Origin of the sequence: Gemella haemolysans, assembly GCF_901873445.1 — a bacterium.
GTDB lineage: Bacteria > Bacillota > Bacilli > Staphylococcales > Gemellaceae > Gemella > Gemella haemolysans_C.
The window spans coordinates 1-11700 of sequence record NZ_CABFLN010000043.1; the positions used below are offsets into that span (position 1 = coordinate 1).

Consider the following 11700-nt stretch of genomic DNA (forward strand, 5'->3'; position numbering starts at 1 on the left):
CTTTATTATATCTCTAATTTTCACCTATTTTAAAATTTATATTTTCTATATATCAAAATTATATTTTCTATATAATTAATCCTTATACTTTGTTAAGAGTGTAATATTATTTCTAAAAGTATATTTCTTCTTGTTAACACTATCATAACTACAAGCTTATGGTAATTTATTTTATTTTAGGTTATAATATGAATATCATTAAAAAAAGGAGTATGAAAGTGAAAGTAATTATAGTCGGTGGTGGTAAAGTCGGAGAGCTTCTTTGTGCCGATTTTTCTAACACATTTGATGAAGTCACAATTATAGACACAAATGAGCGTCGTGTTGAAAAACTTGTTGAAACTTACGATATCAACGGACTAGTCGGTAATGGTGCAAATTCAGATATTTTAGCAGAAGCAGATGCAGCTAATTCTGATATGTTTATTTCTGTTACTACAAGTGATGAAATCAACATGATAGCTTGTATTGCAGCTAAACAAATGGGTGCAAAATATACAATAGCGAGAATTCGTAACCCTGAATATTCTAAAACAAAAGAATTTATTAAACAATCTCTAGGGATAGATCTTATGGTTAACCCCGAGTACGAAGCAGCCAAACAAATTTTCTATATGTTAAAATATCCAACTGCTACTAAAGTTGAGAGTTTTTCTAACAATAAATTTAATATTCTTGAAGTAATAATAAATGAGAACAGTCTACTCAAAGGAGTGTCTCTAATTGAAAGTAGAAAATATATAGATTTCCCTTCACTTGTATGTTTAGTAGAAAGAAAAGGAGACGTGTTCGTTCCTCGTGGAAACTATATTTTTGAAGTTGGAGATAAAGTTCATATAACCGCTTCTAATAAAAACTTAAAAAAATTCTATAAACTACTAGGAAATAAAGATAATCTAGAAAAGAAAATAACTTCTTCTCTAATTATTGGTGGTGGAAAAGTTGCTCATTACCTTGTAGAATTTTTACAAAAAGTTTCATTTTACACTAAAGTAATAGAACTCGACAAACAAAAAGCTATTTCATTTAGCGAAACATATCCTGATATTGATGTTATTTGGGCTGATGGAAGCGATCGTGATACCTTAATTGAAGAAGGAATTCAAACATTTGATAGTTGTATCTCACTAACTGGACTTGATGAAGAAAATATCATAATTAATTTATATGCACATAAACTTGGTATAAAGAAAACTGTCGCAAAAGTTAACCGTGCTTCTTTAAAACAAATAGCTGAAGATATTGGGCAATACTCTTACATTACACCTAAAGAAATAGTTAGTAATATAATAAAAAAATATACTAAATCACTTCAAGGGAGTCGTGCTTCAGACATAGAGAGCTTCTACCGTATTGCAAACAATAGCGCTGAAGTTATAGAGTTTAAGATAACAAGTGAAAGTTCAAAAGTTATAGGTATAAAACTTAAAGATCTTGATATTAATGACAATATGCTTATAGCATTTATAATTCGTAATAATAAACAAATCTTCCCAAATGGTGATGATGAAATAAAACTTAATGATAATGTAGTCGTAGTTAGTTATCACCAAAAACTTGAACATATTGATGACATTCTTGTTGGGAGGTAACTTATGAACTTTAAAATGATTTTTCACGTTCTAGGAAAAATGATGATACTTTTGGCTGGATTACTAATTCTTCCTACTATTGTATCATTGGTTTATAAAGAACCTTCTAATGTTACAAATTCATTCTTAACCACAATCATGATTTGTTTTGTTCTAGCATTAATATTGCATTTTTCAACAAGAGATGTTACCGAACGTGATTTTTATAAAAGAGAAGGATATGTAATAGTAACACTTACTTGGGTTATCTTTTCATTACTTGGAGCATTACCTTTCTATTTATCAGGAGAAATACCTCATTATATCGATAGTTTTTTCGAAACAGTTAGTGGATTCACTACTACTGGTTCAACTATACTGGAAGATATTGAAGCATTAAATAAAAGTTTATTATTCTGGAGAAGCTTCACTCACTTCATCGGAGGAATGGGGGTTATCGTCTTTGCACTAGCAGTCTTACCTCGATCACCTCATACTATTCATATAGCTAAAGCAGAGGTGCCAGGTCCATATTTCGGTAAAGTCGTCTCTTCTATGAAACAAACAGCAATTTATTTATATGGAATATATATAGCACTAACAATCATGCTATTTCTATTTTTAATGTTTGGTGGAGTTGGATTCTTTGATAGTATTAATCTTGCATTTTCAACTGCTGGAACTGGTGGTTTTTCAGTAAGAAATGCAGGAATTGCATATTACAACAGCACTTATGTTACAGTTGTGATTGCGATATTTATGCTTATTTTCTCAATGAATCTAAGTTTACTTTACTTTATTATTTTTAAAAGATATTTTAAAGTATTAAAGAGCGAAGAATTAAGATGGTTCTTTGGGATGATTGGAATTCTTTCTGTAATCATGTTTTTAGATATCTATCGTTCATATGATACACCAAATCATAGTTTATTAGATGTATTCTTCACAGTTTCATCAGTTGTATCAACCACTGGTTTTACATATAACGACTTTAATATTTGGCCAGTATTTTCTAAAATGATAATATTAATACTTATGATTGTTGGAGGATGTACAGGTGGTACAGCTGGAGGTATAAAAATTCCTCGACTTATTTTCTTTGTTAAAAATGCTAAACTAAGTATTGCTAAGGCTCTAAATCCTAGAAAAATCTCTATGGTTAAAATCGATGGAAAAATAATTAAGGATACTACTCCACTTTCGAATTATTTATTACTATTCGGATTTGTGTATGTTATAATTTTATTTTTAATAACTTTCCAAATAAACGATTTTGAAGATGCAATATCATTAACAGTAACATCAATTAGTAATGCTGGGCCTGCATTCAATCACTATGGTCCAATGAGTAACTTTTCTCAAATCCCTCATTTTACTAAAATGATTTTATCAATATCTATGTTACTAGGCCGTTTAGAGTTAATGCCATTAATTGTATTCTTTTCTGCTAAAACATGGAAAAAACGTAGAAAGAAAATTAGAGAGAACCAAAGAATTATAAATAATTGTAATGAGTAGTTTAAATTGCGGGTGGTAGTGACTCAAAAATCGTGATTTTGGAGAAACAAAATTTTTTTGAATCACTACCACAAATTTTATTAGATGTCTAAAAAACTTTTATAAAGTGCATTCAGATGTCAATCACTGCGTCCATAAGTTATCATATACACTATTTTAAAATTTAGGACTTTTGGACAATTCCCTATCTTATCAAAACACTAAAAAAGACGAAATCTACTTATAGATCTCGTCTTTTATCATTGAAACTATCTCTTGAATCTCTTCATTGATTCTTTCATCTAGTTCTTCTTTTGTAATTAATTCATCATTATGTGCTTCGGTATACCCTAGAATTACTCCTAAAGAATTCTTAACATTGTGCAACATAATTTTTTTCTTCTGTTCATTTTTATCCAATTCTGAACTTCTTTTATAAATCATAAAAATATTTAAAAATACAAAAAATGTTAAAGGTAGGAAAAATATTTTAATATGTATTGCGGCAATTAGAAATATTACAATTAATATGTTTACTACTATGAAACTAATCATATTTTTCATGATACAAACTATAGACCTCTTTTTTATTTATACCGTATTCTTTAGCAATATTTTTAATAGCTTCTGATTTTTTTACACCACTTTGTACTTTTTCGTAAATTTCATTTACAATATCATTTAGATTAAGTTCTTGAGATTTTTCTTCTCTAGATGGAGAAAGAATAACAACAAACTCCCCTTTTTCTTTAATCTTTTCACCTAGCATTTCTAGTATTACATTAGCTTCAAATGTTTCAATTTGTTCGAACATTTTCGTAAGTTCTCTTGCTACTGCAATTTTTCTTGTCGGTGAGATTTTCGAAATTTCTTCCACTAAGTTCTTTACCCTGTGTGGACTTTCATACAAAATACCAGTTGTTTTCGAGCTTAAAATAATTTCTAACTTTTGTTTAAGTTCTTTAGTTTTTCGTGGTAAGAATCCATAAAAAGTATAATTATAAGATTCTATTCCACTAGCTACAAGTGCTGTAAGTCCTGCATTAGCTCCAGGTAAAGCAACAACGTCAAATCCTGCACTTTTTACTTTATCTACTAATACATAACCCGGATCAGAAATACAAGGCATGCCAGCATCTGTTACTAATGCTATTTCTAATCCATCTTCTAAGTATTCTATTATTTTGTCACTCATCTTATCCTCATTATGTTCGTGATAACTAAGTAGTTTCTTCCCTTTTATTTCATAATGATTCAATAATTTTTGTGTATTTCTTGTATCTTCACAAGCTATAATATCCGCTTCTTTTAGCACTCTTAATGCTCTTAATGTAATATCTTCTAAATTACCTATCGGCGTTCCTACTAAATATAACATAGTTATTTATCCTTTATTTTCATATTAAAATCTTTTATTTCTTGCTTTTTATTCGTATCCAAATTTAATAAAATATACTCTTCTTTTTTCCCACGCGTTAATTTTTTGAATGAGCTTTCTGCACGTGTTGCTTCACTCTTAGTCTCAAATTGTTCAAAATATATAAGTTCTACCGGTACTCTTACCCTAGTATATTTCGCACCCTTTTTGGCATTATGAGTTTTTATTCTTCTAACAATATCTGTCGTATATCCAGTATACCAAGTTTTGTCACAACACTCAACTACATACATAAAACTACTCATAGATACCATACACTTTCTTCATTTCATCTGTATAACTATCATCTTCATTATAAATATAAAATGGTTGTTCTACCTTAATATCACTAACTTTCGAGACACTTCCTTCTATTAATACAATTTTACTAGTTTCACTTGTTGGTTTACTGTAAACAAATTTTATTCGTTTAATAGCTAATCCATTTTTTTCACATTCAGAAATAATATCACTTATCCTATAAGTTCTATGAACCAATGAAAATTTACCATTCTGTTTAACAAGATATCTAATCGCTTGAACTACATCACTTAGATTACATAAAATCTCATGTCGTGAAATATTATGATTAAATTTTTCTCGTTGATTCGGCATATTATCAACAGGAAAATACGGTGGATTACAAATCACATAATCAAATGATGACGGTCTATAATACTCTTTTATATTTTTTATATCCCCATTTTTCACATCAACATTAATTATGTCATTTAATACTAAACTTTTTTTAGTTAATTCTACTAAATCCTCTTGTATTTCTAACATTTCAATTTTCGCGTCAGATTTTTCTCTAAGAATAATTGAAATTCCACCATTACCACTACAAAGTTCGATAATATTTTTCTTAAAACTTCTAGGTACATTCGCAAAATAAGGTAGTAAAAAAGAATCTGTTGACATACTATAATGATCAACTTTTTGTAAGATTTTATAATTTTTCGAAACTGTATCAATTCTTAAATTATCTTCCATACTAACCTCGCAATAAAAAATCTAAATTATTATTATCTAATAAAATTGTAAAAAGAAATTTCTCTAATACTAAGGTTGCATTTACATTAGAATTAAAATCACTTAAAGCTAATAAAATTTTCTCCTGAACTTTACTAATATTAACTACATCATGTAAATTATTATCAGTATAACTATTAGTTGTTTGAATGTTCAAGTGATTAAAGAATTCAACTATATCTTCTTTTGTTTTTAATTTTTCTAAAATATAAATATTTGCTAAATGAGGTTTTCTACTGTATTTCTTAGCATACTCAACTATTAATTTAGTTAACTCCTCATTAGTTTCAACTCCATCATTTTCACTCTGTCCAACTAATTTTATTTGTTGGCAACGGGAAATAATAGTTGGTAAAACTGCACTAATATTTTTACAACTAAGAATAGCAATAATATCATCTTCTGGTTCTTCTAAGAATTTAAGAAGACTATTAGCTGCTTGTTCTGTCATTTTTTCTATATCTTTTATCCAATATATTTTTTTTCCATAAAATGATTTAACGCTTAAATCCGATTTTAATGTTTGAATTTCATCTTTTTTTATTGAAGTTTCACTAGTTAATTTATAAAAATCAACATAGTTGCCATGATTTATACTACGACAATTTTTACATTCTTCACAACTGAAAAATTCTTTATCTTTATTCTCTAAACAAAATATTGCTTTAACAAAACTTAAAATAAACTCATCAGAATATAAACTATCCTCGCCTACTACTAAATAGGCATGGGATAGTTTATTTGTTTTTAATGTATTTGTTAAAGATTTTATAACAACTGTATCTTTACTAAAGTTCATTGTTCAAAAATCCTTCCAATATAGAAAGTGCCTTTTTTTGCACATTATCATACGTATCACTAGCATCAATTACTTTAATACGTTCACTATATTCTTTTGAAAGCTCATCATAACCACGTTTTACATTTTTATAAAAATCTAAACTTTCTTGGTCCATTCGATTATTATCATCTCTATTTTTAGTACGAGCTAAACCTACCTCAACATCTACACAAAAGTATAATGTTAAATCAGGCTCTAAATTATCAGTTGCATAGGCATTAATATCTAGGATATCTTTTTTATTAAGACCACGACCATAAGCTTGATAAGCTACTGAACTATCGACAAAACGATCACAGATTACAATATATCCATCATTTACATATGGAAGTATTTTTTTCACTATATGATCACGACGACTTACACAAAACAGTAGGCTTTCAGTTTTTGCATCAATGTCATTTGAACTATCAAAAAGAAGCTCTCTAACTTTTTCACTAAAATCTGTACCTCCTGGTTCACGTGTCGTAATAACTTTATAACCCTTCTCTTTTAAATATTCTGTAGCAAAGTTGATAAAGCTCGTTTTCCCTGAACCATCTGAACCTTCTACTGTTATGAATTTACCTTTCATTTGAATAACCTTTCTACTACATTATTTATTCATAAATTGAGAAATTCTTTCAACAGCCTCTTTAATATTTTCTATGCTTGTTGCATAACTAATTCTAAAGAAGTCGTTGTACGCTTTCCCAAATGCTGTACCAGGAATAACCCCAACACGAGCTTCTTTCGCTAATAATTTACAAAATTCCATCGCACCTAAGTCACGATACTTAGCTGGAATTTTAGCGAAGATATAAAACGCTCCATCAATTTCAGGAATTTCAAATCCTAATTCACGAAGTTTTGGAACCATATAATCTTTTCTTTCTCTATATGTTTCAATCATATTTTGGTTATATTTATCTACATTTGCATCATTTAAAGCTACTACTGCTGCATCTTGAATAAATGTAGCTGCACCAGATACTGTGAACAGGTGGAATACACCTATTTTTCTAATCATTGCTAATGGAGCAGCGATAAATCCTACACGCCATCCTGTCATAGCGTGAGATTTTGATAATCCACTAATTAGTACTGTTTGCTCTGGTATGAATTCTGCTAATGAAGTATGTTTATAATTGTACGTAATATCACCATATATTTCATCACTAATTACAAATATATCGTATTTCCCTAATACATCAGCAATTTCTTTTACTTCTTCTCTTGTATATGAAACCCCACTTGGATTGTTAGGATAGTTAATTAAAATAGCTTTAGCATGTTTATTTTCTTCTAGAGCTTTTTCTAAATCACTAGGAAGAACTTTAAATCCATTATCAACTGTATCTATAAATTTAATATTACACTTATTTAAAATACCTACACCTTCATATGCTGAGAAATAAGGTGTTACTACTAAGATAGTATCTCCTTCATTTGTAATCGCTGAAATCGTGTGCTCTATCGCTGCAGAAGCGCCAATTGTTACGATGATTTCATCAGGACTATAATTTAAATTATATCTTTTCTCTAAGTTTTTAGCCCACGCTGTTCGCAATTCTTCAATACCATTATTTACTGAATAGTGTGTTCTATTATTATCTAAAGCACGTTTTGCTGCTTCTTTTACTTCTTCAGCAGTATCAAAATCTGGTTCACCTAATGTCAATTTAATAATACCTTCTATAGAAGAAGCATATCTATCAAATTCTCTTATCGGTGATCCCGTAAGATTCGCTAAAGATGTGTTAAATTTATTTTCTAATGTTTTTTTTATTTCCATATATCTATCTTCCTTTTTCTGTATTTTAGATACATTGTTAATGTAACATCTCTAATATTGTAACATATTTTCAAGAAAATTTGAATTACTATCAACAATATTAAATCAAATTCTAAACAATGATTTAGTAATATTTTATAGCATTTTCAAAAAATTTTCAACAGTAAATATCGGATAGTTTTTATGAAATTTCAGAAAATTTAAAGAAAAGTATTGAAAAAAACTTGAATTAGTATTATAATAACTTTAACAAATTTTTAAAATTAATTGTTTATAAAAGGAGAAATATAATATGACAAAATTAACAGTAAATGATATAAGAGTAGAACTTACTAAAAATCCAAAGGAAAAAACACCAGATGATAAATTAGGATTTGGTTCAGTATTCACTGATCACATGTTCGTTATGGACTGGTCATCAGACAAAGGATGGTATGATCCGCGAATCGTACCTTACGGACCAATTCCAGTATCACCAGCATTAAACGTATTACACTACGGACAAAGTGTTTTCGAAGGAATGAAAGCATATAACGCAAATGGAGAAGCTGTTCTATTCCGTCCAGAACAAAACTTTAGACGTTTAAACAATTCATCAGACCGTATAGCTTTACCACAATTAGATGAAGAGTTCGCATTAGCAGCTCTTAAAAAATTAATCTCTATCGATAAAGACTGGATTCCAAAATCTGAAGGTACTTCACTATACGTTAGACCATTCTTATATGGTTCTGAAGAAGCACTTGGAGTACACCCTAACCATGAAGTTAAGTTTATAATCATCTTATCTCCATCAGGAAGCTACTTCAAAGCTGGTCTTCAACCTAATAAAATCTTCGTAGAACACGAATATGTACGTGCTGTACGTGGTGGATTCGGATTCGCTAAAACTGCAGGTAACTACGCTGGATCTCTTAAAGGTCAAAAGAAAGCTCAAGAACTTGGTTACTCTCAATCTCTATGGCTTGATGGAGTAGAACAAAAATACATCGAAGAGGGAGGAGCAATGAACATCTTCTTCAAAATCGATGGAACATTCGTTACACCTGAATTAAACGGTTCTATCCTTCCAGGTATCACTCGTGCATCAGTATTAGAATTACTTAAATCATTAGGTGAAAAAGTAGAAGAAAGAAAACTATCTCTAGAAGAAGTTTACGAAGCATATGACAACGGAAAACTTGAAGAAGTATTCTTATGTGGTACTGCTGCAGTAATCGCTCCTGTTGGTGAATTATTCGATGGTACTAAGAAATTAGAACTTATCAAAGATGATAAACCAGGAGAATGGACTCAAAAAATCTACAACCTACTTACTGGTATCCAACTTGGTAAAGTTGAAGATAAATTCGGATGGGTTGTTAAAGTAGAAGAATAATATAAAAAAAGATTCCAAGTTTAATGATTTGGAATCTTTTTTCACAATATGCTACTGTGAAACCTAACTATATTTTAAAAAGATGAAGTAGTGAATTAACTCTACTTCATCTTTTATATTTGCTAATACTTTTATTGCAAATCTGTATTTATATAACTATTTCTTATTTTTTATAAGCAAATGTGTAAAGAGCAGAAACTAATGTAACAGCACCTACAAAGTTACCTAAGAATACAGTACCCATGTTTTGGATAAATTGTAAAACTGAGATATTTGCACCTTCAAACATAGCAGCTGGGATTGCGAACATGTTCGCAACCAAGTGTTGGAATCCAATAGCAACGAATGTCATAATTGGGAACCATACACCAAACATTTTACTACCTACATCTTTAGCAGCGAAGTTTAACCATACTGCCATACCTACTAACCAGTTACAACCTACAGCTGAGAAGAATACTTGCCAGAATGTTAAGTATACTTTTGATTCACCAGCTGAAATAGTTTTAGCTGCAATAGCTCCACCAGTTAATCCAGTTAAATGCCCTAAGAAATAAGCAATAACTAGTGAACCTACAAGGTTTGCAAATGTAATAACAACCATGTTTTTAGCCAACAGTTTAAAACTAATTTTCTTATTGAACCACGCAACAGTTACAGCCATCATATTACCTGTAACTAACTCTCCACCACCTACTAAAATACAAATAAGTCCGATTGGGAAAACAGATGCTCCTAATAATGCACCAATTCCTCCGAATTCTTTAGGAATTGATCCTGATACACGAAGTAAAGCTAAGAAACCTACCCCGATAAATGCACCACCTAAGAATCCTAAACTTAACATGTATTTAAGGCTTGCAGTCGCTTTAGCAACACCTTTTTTACAAGTTAACTCATAAGTTTCTTGTGGCTCTAAAAATACTTTAGATTCTACAGTGTTTGTCATGATAACACTCTCCTTAATAAATTTATAATAATTACATAGATACAACTTCTCTATATCTACAATAAAGATTATACAATAACAATGATATTTTTTCAACCCCTGTTTTAATACAGATTTCATTAAAATGTGTACAAATTAATAAACCTTTTATACACCTATCTTTCTAAAGTATGCAAATATATCTTTATTAATTATTTTTAAGGGAAATAATAACTGTTAGAAATGAAACGTTTTCTAACAGTTATACTAATTATAATATTTTAATTATTCTTTTTATACGCTATTGTATATAAACCTGCAACTAGTAGTGCTCCCCCTAAAAAATTCCCTAAAAAAATTACACACATATTATTAAAAAATTGCATTAGTGTAATATTAGCGCCCCCAAACATTGCTGCTGGGATAACAAACATATTGGCTACAACGTGTTGAAAACCAACGGCTACGAATGTCATAATTGGAAACCATGTCCCAATTATTTTTCCACTTACATCCTTAGCACAGAAAGATAACCATGCTCCCATACCTACTAACCAGTTACACCCAACACCTGAAAATACACCTTGCCAAAAAGTAGAGTTAACTTTTGACTCAGCAGTTGCTAAAGTTTTTGCAAATGTCGCCCCTTCAGTAAGTCCCGTCACATGACCTAAAAAATACGCTACAAAAACAGCTCCTACTAAATTTGCTAAAGTTATAATAATTAAATTTTTCACCAGCATTCCTAAACTAACTTTTTTATTAAAAAATGCTAATGTAACTGCCATCATATTACTAGTTATTAATTCTCCACCACCTACTAATATACATATCAAACCAATTGGAAAGACAGCTGCACCTAATAAAACACCTAATCCTCCAAACTCATGAGGGATAGATCCTGCAACTTTTAGATACGCAAGATAACCTACTGCGATAAAAGCACCCCCTAAGAAACCTAAACTCAACATATACTTTAAGCTTCCCGAAGCTTTAGCCACACCCTTTTTACTAGTGTATTCATATAATTCTTGAGGCTCTAAATAAGCCTTTGTATGTATATATTCTGACATAACTTTTGTCTCCTTATAATATTCTACAGATATTATACAACAAGGAAAATTTATTAACAAACACAGTGTCAATAGCACCTTATTATATATTTTCATTTTAATATATGTCAAAAATTATTAACTAAATATCATTTTAGCTACTTCATTACTATTTGACTGAATTTTACTATATTCCATAATTATATACAT

12 protein-coding genes are annotated in these 11700 nt (G+C 29.8%); 3 read left to right on the forward strand and 9 right to left on the reverse strand.

The window, feature by feature from the left end:
- The first annotated feature begins 212 nt into the window (after positions 1 to 212).
- The gene (gene trkA / locus JX287_RS06170) at positions 213 to 1592 is read left to right on the forward strand and encodes a Trk system potassium transporter TrkA (protein WP_239650348.1); all 1380 of its coding nucleotides are present in this window, start codon (positions 213 to 215) and stop codon (positions 1590 to 1592) included.
- 3 nt (positions 1593 to 1595) lie between these two features.
- Complete coding sequence (locus tag JX287_RS06175; RefSeq protein WP_204643686.1) at positions 1596 to 3089, forward strand: TrkH family potassium uptake protein; 1494 nt, start codon at positions 1596 to 1598, stop codon at positions 3087 to 3089.
- Between the two features lie 216 nt (positions 3090 to 3305).
- On the opposite strand, the gene JX287_RS08970 is transcribed toward JX287_RS06175, so the two are convergent.
- From JX287_RS08970 to JX287_RS06210, 7 genes are all read right to left on the reverse strand, one after another.
- Entirely contained in the window at positions 3306 to 3512 is a 207-nt protein-coding gene (locus tag JX287_RS08970) for a hypothetical protein (protein ID WP_239650349.1), read from the reverse strand.
- Positions 3513 to 3615: 103 nt separating this feature from the next.
- Positions 3616 to 4446 (reverse strand): 16S rRNA (cytidine(1402)-2'-O)-methyltransferase, encoded by an 831-nt coding sequence (rsmI, locus tag JX287_RS06185; RefSeq protein WP_204643690.1) that lies wholly within the window; start codon positions 4444 to 4446, stop codon positions 3616 to 3618.
- 2 nt (positions 4447 to 4448) lie between these two features.
- On the reverse strand, positions 4449 to 4760 hold the full coding sequence (locus JX287_RS06190) for a GIY-YIG nuclease family protein (RefSeq protein ID WP_204643692.1): 312 nt from the start codon (positions 4758 to 4760) through the stop codon (positions 4449 to 4451).
- Entirely contained in the window at positions 4744 to 5478 is a 735-nt protein-coding gene (locus JX287_RS06195; protein WP_204643694.1) for a tRNA1(Val) (adenine(37)-N6)-methyltransferase, read from the reverse strand. Before JX287_RS06195 ends, JX287_RS06190 begins: the two co-directional genes overlap by 17 nt.
- 1 nt (position 5479) lies before the next feature.
- Positions 5480 to 6316 (reverse strand): DNA polymerase III subunit, encoded by an 837-nt coding sequence (locus JX287_RS06200; protein WP_204643696.1) that lies wholly within the window; start codon positions 6314 to 6316, stop codon positions 5480 to 5482.
- Positions 6306 to 6932, reverse strand: a complete 627-nt coding sequence (gene tmk, locus JX287_RS06205; protein WP_204643697.1) for a dTMP kinase — start codon at positions 6930 to 6932, stop codon at positions 6306 to 6308. Before tmk ends, JX287_RS06200 begins: the two co-directional genes overlap by 11 nt.
- A gap of 21 nt (positions 6933 to 6953) precedes the next feature.
- A complete protein-coding gene (locus JX287_RS06210; RefSeq protein ID WP_204643701.1) occupies positions 6954 to 8132 on the reverse strand; it encodes an aminotransferase class I/II-fold pyridoxal phosphate-dependent enzyme in 1179 nt (392 codons plus the stop codon).
- A gap of 292 nt (positions 8133 to 8424) precedes the next feature.
- Here JX287_RS06210 and JX287_RS06215 point away from each other — a divergent pair, with 292 nt between their 5' ends.
- Complete coding sequence (locus JX287_RS06215) at positions 8425 to 9510, forward strand: branched-chain amino acid aminotransferase (protein WP_204643703.1); 1086 nt, start codon at positions 8425 to 8427, stop codon at positions 9508 to 9510.
- Between the two features lie 163 nt (positions 9511 to 9673).
- On the opposite strand, the gene JX287_RS06220 is transcribed toward JX287_RS06215, so the two are convergent.
- Both JX287_RS06220 and JX287_RS06225 read right to left on the reverse strand, forming a co-directional pair.
- Positions 9674 to 10459 (reverse strand): formate/nitrite transporter family protein, encoded by a 786-nt coding sequence (locus JX287_RS06220; protein ID WP_048802258.1) that lies wholly within the window; start codon positions 10457 to 10459, stop codon positions 9674 to 9676.
- A 260-nt stretch (positions 10460 to 10719) separates the two neighbouring features.
- Positions 10720 to 11511 carry a formate/nitrite transporter family protein gene (locus tag JX287_RS06225; protein WP_204643705.1) on the reverse strand — a complete coding sequence of 264 codons (792 nt, stop codon included), beginning with the start codon at positions 11509 to 11511 and terminating at the stop codon, positions 10720 to 10722.
- Positions 11512 to 11700: the final 189 nt, after the last annotated feature.